This window comes from Stenotrophomonas sp. NPDC077461 (genome assembly GCF_049545475.1).
Taxonomy (GTDB): Bacteria; Pseudomonadota; Gammaproteobacteria; order Xanthomonadales; family Xanthomonadaceae; genus Stenotrophomonas; species Stenotrophomonas nematodicola.
This window is the reverse complement of the sequence record NZ_JBMWDO010000007.1, coordinates 89424-107052: the sequence shown is the minus strand read 5'-3', so window position 1 is coordinate 107052 and position 17629 is coordinate 89424. Positions and strand designations below refer to the sequence as shown.

At 68.4% G+C, this 17629-nt stretch carries 19 protein-coding genes; 9 read left to right on the top strand and 10 right to left on the bottom strand.

All coding sequences use genetic code 11. From position 1 onward, the window contains the following. Positions 1-5: 5 nt before the first annotated feature. A complete protein-coding gene (locus ACPEH8_RS13520; protein WP_423667102.1) occupies positions 6-1181 on the bottom strand; it encodes an isochorismate synthase in 1176 nt (391 codons plus the stop codon). Next, a complete protein-coding gene (locus ACPEH8_RS13515; RefSeq protein WP_136004849.1) occupies positions 1178-2377 on the bottom strand; it encodes an MFS transporter in 1200 nt (399 codons plus the stop codon). Before ACPEH8_RS13515 ends, ACPEH8_RS13520 begins: the two co-directional genes overlap by 4 nt. Before the next feature lie 214 nt (positions 2378-2591). Here ACPEH8_RS13515 and atpC point away from each other — a divergent pair, with 214 nt between their 5' ends. The 5 genes from atpC (at position 2592) to ACPEH8_RS13490 (ending at position 7680) form a co-directional block, all read left to right on the top strand. Then, positions 2592-3053 carry an ATP synthase F1 subunit epsilon gene (atpC, locus tag ACPEH8_RS13510; RefSeq protein ID WP_017356464.1) on the top strand — a complete coding sequence of 154 codons (462 nt, stop codon included), beginning with the start codon at positions 2592-2594 and terminating at the stop codon, positions 3051-3053. Between the two features lie 317 nt (positions 3054-3370). Beyond that, the gene (locus ACPEH8_RS13505) at positions 3371-5749 is read left to right on the top strand and encodes a ribonucleoside-diphosphate reductase subunit alpha (RefSeq protein WP_423667099.1); all 2379 of its coding nucleotides are present in this window, start codon (positions 3371-3373) and stop codon (positions 5747-5749) included. A 94-nt stretch (positions 5750-5843) separates the two neighbouring features. Beyond that, positions 5844-6884, top strand: coding sequence for a ribonucleotide-diphosphate reductase subunit beta (locus ACPEH8_RS13500; protein WP_017356462.1), 1041 nt, complete (start codon positions 5844-5846; stop codon positions 6882-6884). Positions 6885-6893: 9 nt separating this feature from the next. Beyond that, positions 6894-7376, top strand: coding sequence for a flavodoxin (locus ACPEH8_RS13495; protein WP_017356461.1), 483 nt, complete (start codon positions 6894-6896; stop codon positions 7374-7376). After that, entirely contained in the window at positions 7345-7680 is a 336-nt protein-coding gene (locus tag ACPEH8_RS13490) for a thioredoxin family protein (protein WP_017356460.1), read from the top strand. The genes ACPEH8_RS13495 and ACPEH8_RS13490 overlap by 32 nt, the downstream gene beginning before the upstream one ends. Positions 7681-7718: 38 nt before the next feature. On the opposite strand, the gene ACPEH8_RS13485 is transcribed toward ACPEH8_RS13490, so the two are convergent. Both ACPEH8_RS13485 and ACPEH8_RS13480 read right to left on the bottom strand, forming a co-directional pair. Beyond that, a complete protein-coding gene (locus ACPEH8_RS13485) occupies positions 7719-8030 on the bottom strand; it encodes a DUF3817 domain-containing protein (protein WP_026070831.1) in 312 nt (103 codons plus the stop codon). Between the two features lie 121 nt (positions 8031-8151). Beyond that, positions 8152-8913: an SDR family NAD(P)-dependent oxidoreductase gene (locus tag ACPEH8_RS13480; RefSeq protein WP_423667096.1), complete on the bottom strand. Its 762-nt coding sequence runs from the start codon at positions 8911-8913 to the stop codon at positions 8152-8154. 99 nt (positions 8914-9012) lie between these two features. Between ACPEH8_RS13480 and ACPEH8_RS13475 the strand changes: the two genes are divergently transcribed. After that, entirely contained in the window at positions 9013-9939 is a 927-nt protein-coding gene (locus ACPEH8_RS13475) for a LysR family transcriptional regulator (RefSeq protein WP_423667093.1), read from the top strand. Positions 9940-10075: 136 nt separating this feature from the next. Beyond that, positions 10076-10900: an isocitrate lyase/PEP mutase family protein gene (locus ACPEH8_RS13470; protein ID WP_153164044.1), complete on the top strand. Its 825-nt coding sequence runs from the start codon at positions 10076-10078 to the stop codon at positions 10898-10900. Between the two features lie 6 nt (positions 10901-10906). Here the strand turns inward: ACPEH8_RS13470 and ACPEH8_RS13465 are convergent, their stop codons facing one another. After that, entirely contained in the window at positions 10907-11227 is a 321-nt protein-coding gene (locus ACPEH8_RS13465) for a DMT family transporter (protein WP_017356455.1), read from the bottom strand. After that, entirely contained in the window at positions 11224-11595 is a 372-nt protein-coding gene (locus ACPEH8_RS13460; protein WP_423667090.1) for a DMT family transporter, read from the bottom strand. Before ACPEH8_RS13460 ends, ACPEH8_RS13465 begins: the two co-directional genes overlap by 4 nt. A gap of 171 nt (positions 11596-11766) precedes the next feature. Here ACPEH8_RS13460 and ACPEH8_RS13455 point away from each other — a divergent pair, with 171 nt between their 5' ends. After that, on the top strand, positions 11767-12633 hold the full coding sequence (locus ACPEH8_RS13455; RefSeq protein WP_136004991.1) for a LysR family transcriptional regulator: 867 nt from the start codon (positions 11767-11769) through the stop codon (positions 12631-12633). Between the two features lie 50 nt (positions 12634-12683). On the opposite strand, the gene ACPEH8_RS13450 is transcribed toward ACPEH8_RS13455, so the two are convergent. The 3 genes from ACPEH8_RS13450 to ACPEH8_RS13440 all read right to left on the bottom strand — a co-directional run bounded on the left by ACPEH8_RS13450 (position 12684) and on the right by ACPEH8_RS13440 (position 15604). Continuing rightward, the gene (locus ACPEH8_RS13450; RefSeq protein ID WP_136004860.1) at positions 12684-13601 is read right to left on the bottom strand and encodes a M14 family metallopeptidase; all 918 of its coding nucleotides are present in this window, start codon (positions 13599-13601) and stop codon (positions 12684-12686) included. 143 nt (positions 13602-13744) lie between these two features. Next, positions 13745-14722, bottom strand: a complete 978-nt coding sequence (locus ACPEH8_RS13445) for a zinc-binding dehydrogenase (RefSeq protein WP_017356451.1) — start codon at positions 14720-14722, stop codon at positions 13745-13747. A gap of 108 nt (positions 14723-14830) precedes the next feature. Beyond that, on the bottom strand, positions 14831-15604 hold the full coding sequence (locus ACPEH8_RS13440; protein ID WP_423667087.1) for a hypothetical protein: 774 nt from the start codon (positions 15602-15604) through the stop codon (positions 14831-14833). 162 nt (positions 15605-15766) lie between these two features. Here ACPEH8_RS13440 and ACPEH8_RS13435 point away from each other — a divergent pair, with 162 nt between their 5' ends. After that, positions 15767-17116: an Nramp family divalent metal transporter gene (locus ACPEH8_RS13435; RefSeq protein WP_423667084.1), complete on the top strand. Its 1350-nt coding sequence runs from the start codon at positions 15767-15769 to the stop codon at positions 17114-17116. Positions 17117-17197: 81 nt separating this feature from the next. Here ACPEH8_RS13435 and ACPEH8_RS13430 read toward each other — a convergent pair whose 3' ends face one another. Further along, positions 17198-17593 (bottom strand): MerR family transcriptional regulator, encoded by a 396-nt coding sequence (locus ACPEH8_RS13430; protein WP_017356448.1) that lies wholly within the window; start codon positions 17591-17593, stop codon positions 17198-17200. Positions 17594-17629: the final 36 nt, after the last annotated feature.

Below are 17629 nucleotides of genomic sequence, written 5' to 3'. Positions count from 1 at the left end.
GTGCTTCATGTCGTTGGGGCATCGCTGACACCGAGCGCGGTCAGCAGTGCGGTGAACTTGGCAGCGGTCTCGGCCAGCTCGTCAGCGGGGTCCGAACCGGCCACCACGCCGGCGCCGGCATACAGCCGCACCTGGCGGCCCTGCACCCGCGCGCAGCGGATGGCGACATACCAGTCGCCATCGCCCTGCGCATCGGTCCAGCCAACCGCGCCCGCGTAGAACCCGCGGGGCACCGGCTCCAGCGAACGGATCGTGTCCAGTGCCAGGCGCTGCGGCGTGCCACAGACCGCCGGCGTGGGGTGCAGGCGCGCGACCAGCGAGGCAACCGTCGTGGACGGGTCCTTCAACCGGGCCTGGATGCGCGTGCCGAGGTGCCACATGCTGGCCGTGGCATGCAACGATGGCTGCGCGGTTGCCTCGACGTGTTCGCACACCGGCGCCAGCGCGGCCACGATCGCCTCGACCACATGGCGGTGCTCGTCATGGTCCTTGGTCGATGCCAGCAGCGCCTCGGCCGCGCGCGCGTCCTCGTCGGGATCGGCGCAGCGGCGCGCGGAGCCGGCCAGCGGATGCGAGTACACCAGCGGCCCGCGGCGGGACACCAGCAGCTCGGGCGTGGCGCCGACCAGCCAGGCCGGCGCGTCCCCGGGATCGGGCAGCGGCACCACGTACGTCGCCACGCTCGGGTCACGGCCCAGTCGCGCGGCCAGCGCGGTCGGCACGACCGGCTGGATGCTGGCCACGCGCAGGCTGCGCGCCAGCACCACCTTCTGCAGCATGGCACCGGGGCTGCGCAGTACCGTGACGGCGTCTGCTACCGCCTGCGCATACGCGGCCCCGCCGGGCTCGGCCCGCAGGTCGGCAACCGTGGCCGGCGCAGCGGGCGGCGCGGGCGGCAGCGTGTCCGTCATGCTGTCGGGCTGGAACAGTGCGTCGTCCCCGTCCGGGTCGAACGGCAGCGCACCCACCAGCAGCGCAGGGCCAGGCCTGGCGCTGGCGAAGAACCGGGCGACGCGTTCTGCCAGCGTCGCAGTGGTGCCGGCCGGCAGCCGGGCGCGGCAGCCGTGCGCGGCGAGGCTGCGCCGGGGAGCGCGCAGCAGGAACAGTGGTGCGTCCTGCGCCGGGCCGACCGCCTCGGCCACGTCATCCCGGAGTGCCCCGGCGGCGAGCGTCCCGCTCATGCGGCACCGCCGCGGCCGTGCAGGGCTGCCGCCGTCGCCAGCAGCAGGAGCAGGACGCCGACCAGCAGATACGGCGCGCTGGGCGACCACTGATACATCAGGGTACCCACCATCGGTCCGATCACCATGCCCAGGCCCTGCACGGCGGCCACTGTGCCGGCCGCTGCGCCCTGCTCGCCGGCCTCGACCGAGTCGGCGGCAAGCGCCTGGAAATTGGGGAACACGAAGCCCATGCCGAACGCGGCGACAGCGTAGGCCAGCAGCAGCTGCCACGACGTTGCCACCGCCGCGACCGATGCGAAACCGATCGCGGCGATCAATGCGCCCACCGCAATCCAGCGTCGCGGCGGAATATGCGACAGCTTCATCACCAGCACCTGCGCGAGGATCAGGCCCACGCCCACGGCCGTCAGCGCCAACCCCGCCACACGGGCGCCATCGGCCGGCGACAGCTGCAGCCGGTCGATCGCAAAGAAGCCCACTGTGACCTGCGCGATGGTGACCGAGATCATTGCAGCGAAGACCGCCAGCACGGGCAGTCGCAGGCGCGCATCGCCCCAGGCCAGGCGTGGTCGCGGCCCGTCCTGGCGGGGTGCTGCGGGCCCGTGGGCAGGCAACCGCCACGCGATCACCGCAAACGCGAGCACCGGCAGCAGTGCGGCGATGTACAGCGTCAGCGACAGATGCTGGAATGCGATCCAGCCTGCGACGGCAGGGCCGACCACCATGCCCAGTGCATTGGCCGACCCCAGTTTGGCCATCGCCCCCGCCCGCTGGCCGGGCGCGGCCTCGTCAGCAACCAGCGCGGCCGCGGTCGGCGGCACAGCGGCGTAGAACAGGCCCACCAGTGCCCGTGTGCCGACCAGCGCAAGCACCGACACCCACAACGCGGGCGGGGACTGCAACGCGTTGTCGACAAAGACCGCCATCAACACGTAGATCGCCGCGTAGGCGGCCAGCGCGATCAACAGCACCCGCTTCCGGCCGATCCGGTCGCTGAGCATGCCCCAGCGTCGTGCCGACAGCATCCACAGCACTCCCGCAGCCGTCACGGAAAGACCGGCGTGCCATTCGGCGAGGCCAAGCAGGCGCACCACCGGACCGATCACCGCGACGAAGGACATCATCGCCATCGTGCCGACGAGCGCGGCGAATACCAGCGCGGGAAGTCCAGAAACCGTGGAGCGTGCGTGCATGAGGACCACTGCCAATCAGAATGGATGGCGCGCGCGGATCCGCCCACGCGCGTTGATTGATCGGCTTCACTGATCGGTGATCAATGTGGCTATCGGATCAAATGATAACAGTTCGCATTCGCGAAATGGCGATGACGATGGCGGACGTTCAGTCATCAATTCGCGCACACAGGCACGCGGCTAAGCTCGGTGCACCTCGACCTGGTGCACCATCATGGCTACCCCCCGCCCGACCACGGCGCTGCCGGCGTTCATCGCGACGACGACGCACCCTGTCGCGCTGCAGGTGATCAGCCTGACCGGCGAACTGTGGTCCGGCGACGTGCGCGAGGTGCGACTGCCCGGCAGCCAGGGCGAGTTCGGTGTCATGGCACAGCACACGCCCCTGCTCAGCACGCTGCGCGAAGGCATGCTCACGATCCATCCGGTCGCCGAGGCGCATCCGATGCACATCTACGTATCGGGTGGCTATGTGGAGGTGCAGCCGGGCCGGGTGATCGTGCTGGCCGACCTCGCACTGCGCAGCGACAACCTGGATGCCGCACGGGCGCAGACCGCACGCGATGCGGCGGCCTCGCCGATGGCCGCCGCGTTCACCGACATGGCCTACGCACGGCTGCACGCCCAACTGGTTCACGACCGCACCGTGATCCTGGAAAGGCGCCGCTGGCGGTAGGCGCCGCCGCAGCGTTGGACTGCGGCATTTGGTCACCTCTTGTTGGGCGACAGCCCAACATATGATGTTGACGATGAGGCAGACCCACACTATGTTGTGTTCATCGGCTCCCCGCTTCCGCCAGGCCCGGTGTTCCGTCACGTCCCTGCACCCCGCACGGCGTGACCCCGCGAACGACGTCTGGAAGCACACCCGAGGTCGCCGGTCCGCACCGGTTCCGACCACCTGCCCCCGCAGGACACCGCCTCCATGACGCCCGACCGGCCGCCGCGATGCGCGCATCGCGCCACGACAACCGCGTCCTGCATGGAATTCCGATGAGCAACGAAGACACCTCCGCCGCCGCCGACAGCTGCACGCTGCCGGACCCGGCCCTGCCTGCGGCCGATACGGCCCTGTGGATTACCAAGGAAGGCGGCAACCGCCGCATGCCGTTCGACCGGCAGCGCCTGGAGCGGACGCTGCAGACCGTACACGCCGAGTTCCCGCAGCTGGACCTGGCCGGCTATCGGGACGGCGTGTTGGCCCTGCTCGCGCGCCGGCAGCAGCTGAGCGCCGATGAGATGGTGGACCTGCTGATCCGCGAAGCGGAATCGCGCGTGGATCTCACCGCGCCGGAATGGGAGCACTTCGCCGCACGCCTGTACCTGCGCCGACTGTACAAGCGCGCCAGCAAGAACCGGTTCTACGATGCGGCTCTCAGATACGGCTCCTACGTGGGTCTCCAGGAGAGCCTGGCCGACCGCAATGTGTATTCCATCGACATCCTCAAGGCATATTCCAAGGAAGAACTGGAGGAAGCCGGCCGGATGATCGAGCCGGACCGCGACCTGCTGTTCGCCTACAACGGGCTGTATCTGCTGGCCACCCGCTACCTGGCCACCGATCACTCGCGCGCCGTGTACGAGCTGCCGCAGGAGCGTTGGCTGACCATCGCGCTGTACCTGATGCAGCACGAGCACCGCAGTGGCGACCGCAGCCGGCGCCGGCGCATGCTGCTGGTGCGCGAAGCGTACTGGGCACTGTCGCACCTGTACATGACAGTGGCCACCCCGACCCTGGCCAATGCCGGCAAGGTGGCTGGCCAGTTGTCGTCGTGCTTCATCGATACTGTCGACGACAGCCTGCAGGGCATCTACGACTCCAATACCGACGTGGCGCGGGTCTCCAAGCACGGCGGCGGCGTGGGCGCGTACCTGGGCTATGTGCGCTCGGCCGGCGCATCGATCCGCGGCGTCGCCAATTCCTCCGGCGGCGTGGTGCCGTGGATCAAACAGCTCAACAACACGGCCGTCAGCGTGGATCAGCTTGGCCAGCGCAAGGGCGCCATCGCGGTGTACCTGGATGTGTGGCACCGCGATATCGAGAACTTCCTCGACCTGCGCCTGAACAACGGCGATCAGCGCCTGCGCGCGCACGATGTGTTCACCTCGGTATGCCTGCCGGATCTGTTCATGGAGGCCGTCGAGCGGCGCGGCGACTGGTATCTGTTCGATCCGCACGAGGTCAAGCGGATCAAGGGCTGGTACCTGCAGGACTTCCACGACGAACAGCGCGGCCAAGGCAGTTTCCGCGACCGCTACGCCGAGGTGGTGGCCGACGAGCGCATCGGGCGGCGCACGATCAAGGCGATCGATCTGTTCAAGCGGATCATGGTCAGCCAGCTGGAGACCGGCAACCCCTTCATGTTCTACCGGGACGAAGTGAACCGGATGAACCCCAACAAGCATGCCGGCAAGGTGTACTCCAGCAACCTGTGCACCGAGATTCTGCAGAATATGAGCCCGACGCGGCTGATCCAGGAAATGATCAGCGGCGACCAGATCGTCACCACGCGCCAGGCCGGCGATTTCGTGGTGTGCAACCTGTCTTCGATCAACCTCGGCCGCGCGGTGACTGCGGCGCCGGACCTGTTGTCCAGCGATGTCCTGGAGCGGCTGGTACCGATCCAGGTGCGCATGCTCGACAACGTCATCGACCTCAACCAGTTGCCGGTGCCGCAGGCCACCATCACCAACCGCAAGTACCGTGCGATCGGGCTGGGGACCTTCGGCTGGCACCATCTGCTGGCCCAGCAGCACATCGCGTGGGACGCGCGCGAGGCCGAGGACTACGCCGACACGCTGTACGAGCGCATCAATTACCTGGCCATCCAGGCCAGCATGCGCCTGGCCGAGGAAAAGGGACGCTACAGCGCCTTCCTCGGCAGCGACTGGCACAACGGCGAGTACTTCCGCGCCCGTGGTTACGACAGCCCGGCCTGGCAGGAGCTGGCCGCGCAGGTCGGCGTGCACGGGCTGCGCAACGGCTGGCTGATGGCTGTGGCCCCCAATATGAGCACCGCGCAGATCGCCGGCTCCAGCGCCTCGATCGACCCGGTGTACGGGGCGTTCTACTACGAGGAAAAGAAGGACTTCCGGCGCCCGGTGGCCGCGCCGGGCCTGTCGCTGGACACCTACCCTTACTACGAAAAAGGGGCCTACCGGCTGGACCAGTTCGCCAGCATCCGGCAGAACGCGCGCCGCCAGCGCCACGTGGACCAGTCGATCAGCTTCAACCTGTATGTGCCCAGCACCATCCGCGCCAGCACCCTGCTCGCGCTGCACATGAGCGCGTGGCGCGAAGGCCTCAAGACGACGTACTACGTGCGCTCGAACGATATCGATATCGACGAATGCGAATGGTGCGGGAGCTAGCACGGCGCCTCCGCACCGCCTCCCCACCGGTACCCACACCCCGCCGCTTCGCGGCCCCCCCCCCTGCCGCAGGGGGATCAACTCCGGACACCTCATGGCAACGCCGCTCGAACGCATCAGGATCCTCGAACCGCGCCATCCCAACCGCTCCACCGGGATCATCAACGGCCGCACCAGTGGCATCCTCAACTGGAACGACATCCCCTACCCGTCCTTCTACCGGGCGTACAAGGAGCTGTCGACCAACTTCTGGATTCCCGACGAAGTGGACATGAAGGGCGACGCCCGCCAGTACGGCGAGCTGTCGGCCCGCGAAAAGAATGCGTACGACTCGATCATCGGTCTGCTGGCCACGCTGGATTCGCCGCAGACCCGCTTCATCTACAACGTGGCCGAGTACATCACCGACCCGGCCGCCCACGCCAACGCGGCGATCATCGGCCAGCAGGAGGTGATCCACAACGAGAGCTACAGCTATGTACTGGCCTCCATTGCCGGGTTGGCCGATCAGAACCGGGTGTTCGAGCTGGCGCGGACCCATCCGACGATCCTGGCGCGCAACGCGCCGATCATGCAGTCCTACGACGACTTCATGCGCGGGAAGACCGCCGAGACGCTGATCCGCGCGCTGATCCAGTCGTCGATCCTGGAGGGCATCAATTTCTATTCCGGGTTCGCGTTCTTCTACAACCTGGTGCGGCAGAACCGCATGACCGGTACCGGCAAGATCATCAGCTTCATCAACCGCGACGAACTGGCGCACACCAAGTTCATCAGCGAGCTGATCCGCGCCATCGTCGGCGAGAACCAGCAACTGCAGGGCGAACAGCTCACCGCCTACGTACACGACGCGTTCGAGCACGCCATCGCGCTGGAAACACGCTGGACCGGCGAAGTGCTGGACGGTATCGACGGCATCGACGTGGACGAGATGATCCGCTACGTGAAGTACCGCGCCAACAAAATGGCCGGCATGCTCGGCATCGAAAAGCTGTACAGCGATACCACTGTCAACGTGATGCCGTGGATCAAGGCCTACGCCGACAATTTCACCGAGACCAAGACGGACTTCTTCGAGATGCGCAATGCCAGCTACAAGAAGACCAGTTCGGACAACGGTTTCGACGATCTGTAGGCCACGCCGATGCATGTACTGCTCGCCTATGCCTCCCTGAGTGGCAACACCCGCGAGGTCGCGCGCATCGTGACGGCACGGCTGCGCATGCACGGGCATGTGGTGCGGTGCGTGGAGGTGGACGGCGCGCACGCAGCGGACATTGGACAGCCGCGCGATGCGCTGCTGCTGGGCTGCTGGACCGACAATGCCGGCCGCACGCCGGCCGAGATGAAGCAGTTCGTCGCCACGCTGCGCGACGGCCCCGGAATGCCGCCGGCAGCGCGCGTGGCGGTGTTTGGTACCGGCGAGACCCAATGGGGCCAGGAGTATTACTGCGGTGCGGCGCATCGGCTGGCGCGGTTCTTCGGTTCCCCGCACCCGGTTCTGGAGATCGAGCAGATGCCGCACGGCGATGCCGACACCCGCACCATTCACCACTGGGCCGATCACGTATCGGCCGCCATCGAGGCCCTGCGCCATGCTGACCCTGCACGCCACCACGCCGGATGATTACCACGCCGCGCTGCGCGCGCACCCGACCGTGCTGGTCGATTTCCACAAGGACAACTGCCCCGGCTGCCGGATGCTGGCGCTGTCGCTGGCCGCGTTCGCCGCCACCCCACAGGCCGAGGGCGTGGTACTGCTCAACGTGAAGCTGGAAACGCTCGGCGAGGCATTCTTCCGCAGCCTTGGGCTGCGCCAGACCCCGACGCTGCAACTGGTGCGTGACGGGCACGAAGTGTCCCGGCTGCCTGGCTTCCAGACACCGCAGCAGATCCGCGCTGCGGTGGCGGCGGGCGGCACCGGGATGTAGCGGCGGTTTCCAGCCGCTCCCCCGGCGCGCCGACCTGGTTACCGGGCGCGGGCGGCCAGCAGGCCGCGGCGCTTGAACCACCCCTCCAGCGGCAGGGTGACCAGCGGCGGGATGGCGGCGGCCAACGCCACCAACGCGGCCCACCACGGCCAGCGCAGTTTCACTGCAGCCAGCACGGTAACCACGACATACGCCAGGAAGGCGATCCCGTGCAGCGGCCCGAACAGGCGCACGCCGACCGGGCTCGGATCGGCGGCCTGGTACTTGAAGTACATGCCGATCAGCAGGCCGGCCCAGGTCAGGGCTTCGATGAAGGCGACGGTGGCGAACACACGGCCCATCGGGTGCATCGGAGGTTTTGCGTTCACGTCACACTCGGCGTCGCAGTCATCGGAACCCACCATGATAGCGGCTTGCTGAGAATACGACCCGTTTGCGGACGTGCGACCGGCGGCCGCACGTCCGCCGCGCTCACACGAACATGCCGCCGGACGCTTCCACCCGCTGTGCATTGATCCAGCCGGTACCGGGCGACAACAGCATTGCCGCGACAGGCCCGATGTCATCGGGCTGCCCGGCGCGGCCAAGTGCGGTGATCGAGGCGACCATCGCATTGGTCTGCGCGTTGTCACGCACGCGGCCGCCACCGAAATCGGTCTCGATCGCGCCCGGTGCCAGCGTGTTGGCGCTGATGCCACGTTCGCCCAGCTCCTTGGCCAGGTAACGGGTGAACACCTCCACCCCGCCCTTCATCATGGCGTAGGCTGAGCTGCCTGGCAGCGAGAAGCGGGCCAGGCCACTGGAGACATTGAGGATGCGACCGCCATCGGCAATCAACGGCAACAGCGCCTGGGTCAGGAAGTACGGCCCTTTCAGATGCACGGCCACCAGATGATCGAACTGGTCCGGCGTGGTCTCGGCGATGGGCGCGTAGAGACCTTCGCCTGCGTTGTTGAGCAGGCCCTGCAGGTGGGACGCGCCCCAGCCCTGCAGCGTGTCACGCACGCGTCCGGCGAAGTCGCCGAAGCTGGCGCTGCTGGCCATGTCCAGCGGCAGGGCCGCCGCGCGGCGACCCAGCGCCTGGACATCCGCCACCACCTGGTGGGCGGCATCGGCCCGGCTGCGGTAGGTCAGGATCACATCGGCGCCGTCGGCGGCCAGGGCCAATGCGGCATTGCGCCCGAGGCCACGGCTCCCGCCAGTCACCAGCACGATACGGTTCTGAACGCTCATCTCACTCTCCTGCGTGGGTAGAGGTGCAGCGTATTGGTGTTGCCGGGCTGGATAAATCGCGCGATCCTGATTTTACTGTCCAACCAGAGCGAACAATCCGTGGATCGCCTCGACCAGCTCCGCAGCTTCCTGCGTGTCGCCGAACTGGGCTCGTTCACCGGCGCCGCCGATACGCTCGGCCTGCCCAAGGCCTCGGTGTCGCTGGCGGTCCAGCGTCTGGAGGCCGAGGTCGGTGTGCAGCTGCTGCACCGGACCACGCGCCGGGTCCAACTCACCGCCGACGGCGCCCGGTTCCAGCAGCGCGCCCGCGACCTGCTCGATGACATCGAAGAGCTGCAGGGCATGTTCCGCCGCGATACCGGCCAACTGACGGGCCGGCTGCGGGTGGACATGTCCAGCGGCCTGGCCCGGCACCTGGTGATCCCGCACCTGCCTGACTTCCTGGCCCGGCACCCGGGGATCGAGATCGAACTGAGCGGCACCGACCGCCGCGTCGATCTGATCCGCGAAGGCTTCGACTGCGTGGTCCGGGTCGGACCGCTCGACGACAACACCCTGGTCGCACGGCCGCTGCGCTGGATGCACATCGTCAACTGCGCCAGCCCGGCCTACCTCGCGGCGAGAGGCGTGCCGCATGCGCTGGCCGATCTGTCCGCTCACGCGCTGGTCCACTATGTAGGCACGCTGGGCCAGCGCCCGCCCGGCTTCGAGTACCACGACGGGCAGCGCTACCGGACCCTGCCGATGCACGGCGCGGTAACGGTCAACAGTGGCGAGAGCTATACCGCCGCGGCGCTGGCCGGGCTCGGCATCATCCAGGTACCCCGTCTGGGTGCCCGACAGGCGCTGGCCAGTGGCGCGCTGGTGGAGATCCTTCCGCAGTGCGTGGCCGAACCCATGCCGGTGAGCCTGCTCTACGCCCAGCGGCGCCACCTGCCGCGTCGGGCGGCGGCGTTCATGGACTGGATGGCAGCGCTGCTGCAGCCCGAGCTGGCTGCGACGTCGGGCCCGGACGGCACGACCTGATGCTGGGGATCGGCGTCGAGAATGTGCTCGACCGCGGCGGCTGCACGCGCTCCTCCGACAACAAAGGTGGCACGCTCGCGTTCTGAACGGCCCGCGCTGGCGCTACCATCGGCCCCCTGCTTACCGGATGCGCACGATGACGGCACTTTCCTTCGATCCGCGCCCGCGCCGCGCGGCCTTCCGCACGTTGCACGACCACGGCTGCTTCGTGCTGCCCAACCCGTGGGACGTGGGAAGCGCGCGCTACCTGCACAGCCTCGGCTTCCCGGCGCTGGCCAGCACCAGTTCGGGGGTCGCGTGGAGCCAGGGCAACGCGGACGGCGAGCTGTCACTGGAGGCTACGTTGGAGCACCTGCACGCGCTGGCAGCGGCCACGCCGCTGCCGGTGAACGCGGACTTCGGCGACGGCTTCGGCAGTCTCGAGGCGGTGGGCCACAACGTGGCGCGCGCCATCGCCACCGGCGTGGCCGGCATTTCCATCGAGGATGCCGGACCGGACCCGGCACACCCGCTGCGCACGCTGGATGAGGCGGTGGCACGGGTACGCGCAGCGCGCGATGCGATCGACGCGTCCGGTGAAGACGTGATTCTGGTCGGCCGCGCGGAGAACTTCTTCGTAGGCCGCCCCGACCTGGACGATGCCATCACCCGCCTGCGCGCCTACGCGGCCGCCGGTGCGGACTGCCTGTATGCCCCCGGCATCACCACCGCCGGGCAGATCCAGGCCGTGGTCGCCGCGGTGGCACCGCGACCGGTCAACCTGCTGGTGGGCAGCGCGGTACCCTACACCCTGCAGGACATCGCCGACATGGGCGTACGCCGGGTCAGCGTGGGCGGTGCGATGGCACGGACCGCGTGGGGCGGGATGATGCGGGCCTCGCAGCTGCTGAGGGACGAAGGCCGCTTCGACGGGTTCGCCGATGCGGCCTCCGGCGCTGTATTGAACCAGCTGTTCCGCTGACCCCGATCAGTGGCTGGACAGCACCACGACGGCACCGGTGACCAGAGCGATGCCCACCCAGCCGATCGGGCGCAGGCGATTGCCGAACAGCACCCGGCCGCACACGGCGGTGCCGATCACGCCGATGGCGCCCCACATCGCATAGGCCGTGGCCAGGTCGAGCGTTCTGACCGCCTGGCCGAGCAGCGCAAACGCGACCCAGACCAGCACGATGGCGCCGATGCCCCATCCCGGCCTGCGGAAGCCATCGGACTTGGCGACCATCATGTTGGCGGCGATATCGATCAGTGCCGAGCACAGCACGAACAGGAATGCGGTGAGGTTCATGGCCCGTGCTCCTCGACCAGCGTGACGCAGACGATGCCGACGGCCGCCATTGCCAGGCCGAGCGCCTGCTGCAGCGACAGACTGTCCTTGAACACCAGGATGCCCACCAGGGTCAGCAGGGTCAGGCCAAGGCCCTCCCACACTGCATAGGCCACACCGACCGCGATGCCGCGCACCGACAGCGCCAGAAAGTAGTACGACACGGCCAGTGCGGCCGCCATCACGGCATAGCCGAGGTAGCCGCCATGACGGGCGGCATGGGCCATGAACGAGGTGCCGACCACTTCGGCGATGATCGCCACGACCAGACAGGACCAGGCGGTCAGGCCGCCACGGGCACGGGACGGGGAATGCACCTGTGTGTGCATGGAGAGCTCCTTGATGTCAGCCGGCGCGCGCCCTGCTGACGCGGGGGTACCGGGGCATCGGCCGGAACGGCGGATGCGCGGAACGGGCGATGGCGCCCGGGTGAGGCGCCTATTATCATCGTCAATTCCATCACATCAAAGATGGATTCCATCGTAAAAGGCGATACGTCAATGCGCTACAGCCCGGAATCCCTGCATGCGTTCGTCGAAGCCGCCGCGCTGGGCTCGTTCTCCGCCGCAGCACGCCGCCTGAAGAAGACCCAGTCCACCATCAGCACCGCGATCGCCACGCTGGAAGCCGACCTCGGGCTGACCCTGTTCGATCGCAGTGGCCGCTACCCCGTACTGACCAACGACGGTTGCAAGGTACTCGGCCATGTGCAGGACGTGCTGGCCGCGGCCGACCGCCTGGAGCAGCTCAGCATCCGCCTCGCCGATGTGGTGGAGCCGCGCTTGAGCCTGGTGTTCTCCGACATTTACCAGATCGACCCCGCCCATCACCTGTTGCGGCGCTTCGAGCAGCGCTTTCCGGACATCGAGCTGGAGTGGCTGGATGCCGAGGGCGAGGATGTGCTGGACGCGGTGCAGCGCGGCCGCGCCCATCTGGGGTTGCTGCCGCAGCAGGCCGCCTATCCCGCCGGTCTGGCGGTACGCGCGGTGCCGCTGCGCGCCGAGATGGCCGTGTTCGTTGCCCACGGCCATGCTCTGGCGCAGCGCCCTGCCATCGATGAGGCAGATCTGGCCGGCCACCGGCAGATCTGCCTGAGCGGCAATGAACGACGCAACGGCCAGCCACGCGGCCGGACATGGGCCGCCTCGGACTATCTGATGGTGCTGGAGATGGCCGAAGACGGCTTCGGCTGGGCCGAACTGCCGCGTGCGCTGGTGGCCCGCTACGGGCGCGGCCAGCTTCGCGAACTCGCCCTGCCCGGCTGGCCGCGGCTGGTCGCCTGCGATGCCGTGTGGTCCAGGGATGCGCCGCTGGGGCCGGCAGCCCTGTGGCTGCTGGACCAGTTCCGGGCCACGCGCGAGGCGTGACCGGGTCGCAAAGGCGACTGGATCGCACCCACGGCGACGCAGCGGTGCCTTCAGTGCGTCAGCGCGTAGTCGATCGCCGCGCAGATCGCCGCCACCTGCGCATCGTTGCACTGCTGCGGGGTGGCACGCGGGCTGTCCGGGTACACCTCGGTCGTGGTGGTGTAGCGGGCGCCGCTCACGCTGGCGCACAGGCCCAGCTTCTTCAGGGGGTACTCGATCACCCCCGGCGCCACCACCGGCGAGCCGATGATCTCGCCCTTGTCGTCGGCCGGTGCGATATGGGTCACCTGCTCCACCGCTGCATTCACCGCAGTCTGGAAGGCCGGCTGCGGGTTTTCGGTGTCATCGACCAGATAGAAGCCGTCCGGGATCAGGCCCGGCTCGAACGGTTTGCCGTCGCGCGCGGCCAGCGCCGGGCGGAACTCGGTTTCATCGGTGTCGGTGGTCTCGTGCAGATCGATGTGCATCACGATACTGCCGCGCAACGGCGCGACCAGAGCGGTCAACGCCGCCGATTCGGCGGCCGGGCTGTTGGGCACGAAGGAGCGGTTCGGATCGATCGCATCGGCGTTCCAGCGCTGGATGCGCTCATAGCCCCACGGGCTCACACACGGCACCACCAGCAGATTGGCACGGCCTGCGTACCCGGCAGCACGCGTCTGCAGGAACTGCAGCGCGCCCTGCACGCCGCTGGTTTCGTACCCATGAATGCCCCCGGTGACCAGCATGGTGGGCAACGACGGGTTCCAGTCGCGGCTGCGCACGGCGAACAGCGGGTACTGGTCCGGCGCGTACTCGAGCGTGCCGTACTGGCTGACATCGAACGTATCGCGCAGGGCCTCCACCGCCGGCAGCACGTCATCGGCATAGCGCCGCTGCGGCAGCTGGCGCGCACGCCACTGCGCCTTCTCCGCGGCCCCCCACGGCTGGCCGGGGGTGCCGATCGGGTAGAAGGTGGCGTCGTTCATGGCGTGCTCGCGTCGGGTGGCGGGAAAACGCCGATTTTATCATCGTCACCGCAGCGGCCGGCACAGGCGCGGGCGAGCCAGCCACGGAACCCCAACGCGCGTGCGGTAACGAACGCTTTCCTCACCCCCGTCCGCGGCCCGACTCAGGGCCGCAGCAGCACCTTGCCGCTGCGACCCGCTTCGAGGCTGGCACGCGCCGCGGCGGCCACGTCCTCCAGACCGTACACCCCTTCCACGGGCAGGCTCAGGCCGCCGTTGGCCGCCAGCTGCAGCAGCTCGCCGACCAGACGCCGTTTGTCGTCCGGTGCCATCGCCTGGCTGACTTTGCTGCCCCAGAAGCCCTTGACCGTGGCCTGCTTGAAGATCACGTCGCCCGAATTGAGCTGCATGGGCTCGCCGCTCATCGACCCGAACGACACCAGCGTGCCGCCGTCGCCGAGCAGGGTCATCAGCTCGCTGCTGGCCCGGCCGCCGACCGAGTCGACCGCCGCGGCGATGGACTGCTCGCCCACCAGTGTCTGCAGCTGGGCCATCCAGTCCGAGCGTGCGGTGGAGACGGTGTGCTCGATGCCCAGCGCCGCCATGTCGGCCACGCCGTCATCGCGACGCACCAGGTTCACGCAGTGCACCCCGCGCGCCTTGGCCAGCATCGCCAGCGCCTTGCCCACCGCGCCGTTGGCCGCGTTCTGCAGGATCCATTGACCCGGCCGCACCTGCAGGAACTCCAGCAGCATCAGCGCGCTCAGCGGCATGGCGATCAATTGCGCGGCCACCTCGTCCCCGATCGCGTCGGGCATCGGAATGACCATGCGTGCCGGAGCGATGAAGGCCTCGGCCCAGGTGCCGTGCACCGAAGCCGCGCTGACCCGCTGCCCAACCTGCAGTCCTTCCACGCCGGCGCCGAGGGCATCAATGACGCCGGTTGCCTCGCTGCCGCCAATGGCGGGCAGCGGCGGCTTGTAGCCGTAGCGCCCGCGCACGGTCCACAGGTCGTGGTTGTGGATGGGGGCCAGGACGGTGCGGATGCGTACCTCGCCCGTGTCCGGCTCGGGCAGGCGGGCCTGGTCGCAGCGCAGCACATCGGCCGGCTCGCCGAAACGGTCATGCAGGGCCGCCCGCATCAGCGGCTCCCGACGCGGCAGGCGGCGTCGCGCGGGGTGGGGAACGGTGCAACACGGAGCGGGATCGTCATGGGGGATCTCCTGAAAGGATGGAAGACGGCGCTGCGCTCAGCGCCGGTGACGGTGCGCTGCGACGACCGCCGGCACCGGATGGCGCCAGGCGCGTGCCCGCAGCAGCAGGGTCTGCAGGACCAGCAGCGCACCGGCTGCCAACGCAAGCACGGCGATGCTGTCCGCACCCGGCAGGGTCCAGCCGGACTGCTTGATGTGTACGCCCACCAGCGCCCAGACCACGGCGGCCGGATAGGCGAAATGACCGCGCAGGCGATGGTTGGCCCACCACGCCAGCAGCGTGGCCATCACCAGCAGCACCACGCTCCAGCCGAACATGTTCTGGGTGGGCAACCACTGGTAGGCCACGATGACCTGCGCGGTGTTGAGGAAGGCGGCCATGCTCAACCAACCCGCATGCAGCGCCAGGGGGTAGGCAGCCCAGGCGCGCTGGGCGCCGCTGGCGTTGAGCGGCGACGCGCGGAACGCAGCCACCAGCAGGCAGATCAAGGCAGCCCAGATGATGGCCAGCGCCGGCAGGAACCACTGGTTGGAGAACACCGGCATCCACGCGGCGGTCAGCGCGAAACCGGCGGCCGCCCAGCCGCGCACGCCATCGAGATCGGGCTTGCGCCGACGCATCTGCCACAGCCCGAACACCACGTCCCACAGGAAGATCAGGCCCCAGATCGCAAAGGCGTAACCGGCCGCCACCAGCAGGGTGGGATAGCGGTCGGAGATGGCGCCATTGGTCGGACCGAACATGCCGGACTGCGAAAACCACGAGACGACCGGCATGGCCATTGCGGCCAACAACACAATCCAGCGCATGCATCACCTGCTCAACGAAAGAGCGATGACGATACGCGGTCTGCGGTTAAGACGGTGGCATTGCCCGCCAGAGCCCACCCCCTCTCCGGCGTGGCCGGTTCACGAGGCGATACGGCCTGATATTGCAATTACTTACTAATATAGCCTTTGCTATATTGAGGCATGGACCGCCCTCGCCTCCCCGCTCCTGCAGACCCCGCCTGGCCGGCGGCGGCCGGACACGGCCCGAGCCTGGGTGAGATGAACGCCAGCGTGGCCGTGCCGAGTGGGGGCCATTGGTGGTTCCGCCTGCTGGCCTTCCTCGGCCCGGGCTACATGGTGTCGGTGGGCTACATGGATCCGGGCAACTGGGCGACCGACATCGCCGGTGGCGCGCAGTTCGGCTACCTGCTGCTGTCGGTGATCCTGCTGTCCAACCTGATGGCGATCGTGTTGCAGGGCCTGTCAGCGCGGCTGGGCATCGCCACCGGCCGCGACCTCGCCCAAGCCTGCCGCGACCATTTCAGTCGGCCGGTGAACCTGGGCCTGTGGCTGCTGTGCGAGATGGCGATCATCGCCTGTGACCTGGCCGAAGTCATCGGTACCGCCATTGCACTGAAGCTGCTGTTCGGCATTCCGCTCCTTGCCGGCGCGGTCATCACGGCCGTGGACGTCGTGCTGGTGCTGCTGCTGATGCATCGCGGTTTCCGCGCACTGGAAGCGTTCGTCATCGCGCTGCTGCTGGTGATTTTCGGCTGCTTCGCGGTCCAGATCGTGCTGGCCGCGCCGCCGCTGCAGGCCGTGCTGGCCGGCTTCATCCCGCATGCCGAGGTGGTGACCAACCCGCAGGCGCTGTACCTGGCCATCGGCATCATCGGCGCCACGGTGATGCCGCACAACCTGTATCTGCATTCCTCGATCGTGCAGACCCGCGCGTATCCACGCACCGACCCCGGCCGCCGCAGTGCGCTGCGCTGGGCGGTGGCCGACAGCACCCTGGCGCTGATGCTGGCCTTGTTCATCAATGCCTCGATCCTGATCCTGGCGGCGGCCGTGTTCCATGCACACGGCCGCACCGACGTGCAGGACATCGAGCAGGCCCATGAGCTGCTGGCACCCATGCTGGGCGTGGGACTGGCTTCTACGCTGTTCGCCGTTGCCCTGCTCGCCTCGGGCATCAACTCCACGGTGACCGCGACGCTGGCGGGCCAGATCGTGATGGAGGGCTTTCTGCGGCTGCGCATCGCGCCGTGGGCGCGCCGTTTGATCACCCGCGGCATCGCCATCGTCCCGGTGGTGGTCGTGACCGCCCTCTACGGCGACCAGGGCACCGCGCGGCTGCTGGTGCTCAGCCAGGTACTGCTGTCCATGCAGCTGCCGTTTGCGGTGATTCCGCTGGTCCGCTTCGTATCCGACAGGACCCGAATGGGGGTGCTGGTCGCCCCGCGCTGGCTGATCGCACTGTCCTGGGTGATCGCAGCGGTGATTGTGGTGCTCAACGTGAAGCTGCTGGTGGATACGCTGGCAGGCTGACCAGCGTGCGGTCGTACCCGTGCCGCCAATGCACGCCGCTGTCGATCCGGGCGGTGAGTACACCGATCCGCCAGCAGAGCGTCAGCGTGGTCCCGCCGCGCGCCGCATCAAGGCGCGGAAGCGCGGACACGCCAGATGGCTGGATGCGCGGCACGCGGCCGCGTGGCGCAGACCATCGCGCACGCGGATCATGGTCTGGATGCTGCGGTCGAGTGCATCAGCCCTGGCGCTCAGCTGCGCGCGGTCGAAGCCGCCCGCCCCTGCCGTGCCGAGCAGCGCACCGATGTCCTGCAGGGTCATGCCCGCCGCGCGCCCCAGTGCGATCAACGCCAACTGCTCCAGCACGCCGGCATCGAACACCCGGCGCAGCCCGCGCCGCCCGATCGCGCGGATCAGTCCCACGCTCTCGTAGTGGCGGAGTGCCGAGGCCGCCAGTCCCGAGCGGCGAGCGACCTCGGCGATATCCATTTCCTGCATGGCTTGACCTCATGTGCACTTGAAGTGGCACAGTGC

What these genes read in the sequence shown, in the direction of transcription:
- ACPEH8_RS13520 (WP_423667102.1), bottom strand. Translation starts at nt 1,181, where the DNA reads ATGAGCGGGACGCTCGCCGCCGGGGCACTCCGGGATGACGTGGCCGAG.
- ACPEH8_RS13515 (WP_136004849.1), bottom strand. Translation starts at nt 2,377, where the DNA reads ATGCACGCACGCTCCACGGTTTCTGGACTTCCCGCGCTGGTATTCGCC.
- atpC (WP_017356464.1), top strand. Translation starts at nt 2,592, where the DNA reads ATGGCTACCCCCCGCCCGACCACGGCGCTGCCGGCGTTCATCGCGACG.
- ACPEH8_RS13505 (WP_423667099.1), top strand. Translation starts at nt 3,371, where the DNA reads ATGAGCAACGAAGACACCTCCGCCGCCGCCGACAGCTGCACGCTGCCG.
- ACPEH8_RS13500 (WP_017356462.1), top strand. Translation starts at nt 5,844, where the DNA reads ATGGCAACGCCGCTCGAACGCATCAGGATCCTCGAACCGCGCCATCCC.
- ACPEH8_RS13495 (WP_017356461.1), top strand. Translation starts at nt 6,894, where the DNA reads ATGCATGTACTGCTCGCCTATGCCTCCCTGAGTGGCAACACCCGCGAG.
- ACPEH8_RS13490 (WP_017356460.1), top strand. Translation starts at nt 7,345, where the DNA reads ATGCTGACCCTGCACGCCACCACGCCGGATGATTACCACGCCGCGCTG.
- ACPEH8_RS13485 (WP_026070831.1), bottom strand. Translation starts at nt 8,030, where the DNA reads ATGCACCCGATGGGCCGTGTGTTCGCCACCGTCGCCTTCATCGAAGCC.
- ACPEH8_RS13480 (WP_423667096.1), bottom strand. Translation starts at nt 8,913, where the DNA reads ATGAGCGTTCAGAACCGTATCGTGCTGGTGACTGGCGGGAGCCGTGGC.
- ACPEH8_RS13470 (WP_153164044.1), top strand. Translation starts at nt 10,076, where the DNA reads ATGACGGCACTTTCCTTCGATCCGCGCCCGCGCCGCGCGGCCTTCCGC.
- ACPEH8_RS13465 (WP_017356455.1), bottom strand. Translation starts at nt 11,227, where the DNA reads ATGAACCTCACCGCATTCCTGTTCGTGCTGTGCTCGGCACTGATCGAT.
- ACPEH8_RS13460 (WP_423667090.1), bottom strand. Translation starts at nt 11,595, where the DNA reads ATGCACACACAGGTGCATTCCCCGTCCCGTGCCCGTGGCGGCCTGACC.
- ACPEH8_RS13455 (WP_136004991.1), top strand. Translation starts at nt 11,767, where the DNA reads ATGCGCTACAGCCCGGAATCCCTGCATGCGTTCGTCGAAGCCGCCGCG.
- ACPEH8_RS13450 (WP_136004860.1), bottom strand. Translation starts at nt 13,601, where the DNA reads ATGAACGACGCCACCTTCTACCCGATCGGCACCCCCGGCCAGCCGTGG.
- ACPEH8_RS13445 (WP_017356451.1), bottom strand. Translation starts at nt 14,722, where the DNA reads ATGCGGGCGGCCCTGCATGACCGTTTCGGCGAGCCGGCCGATGTGCTG.
- ACPEH8_RS13440 (WP_423667087.1), bottom strand. Translation starts at nt 15,604, where the DNA reads ATGCGCTGGATTGTGTTGTTGGCCGCAATGGCCATGCCGGTCGTCTCG.
- ACPEH8_RS13435 (WP_423667084.1), top strand. Translation starts at nt 15,767, where the DNA reads ATGGACCGCCCTCGCCTCCCCGCTCCTGCAGACCCCGCCTGGCCGGCG.
- ACPEH8_RS13430 (WP_017356448.1), bottom strand. Translation starts at nt 17,593, where the DNA reads ATGCAGGAAATGGATATCGCCGAGGTCGCTCGCCGCTCGGGACTGGCG.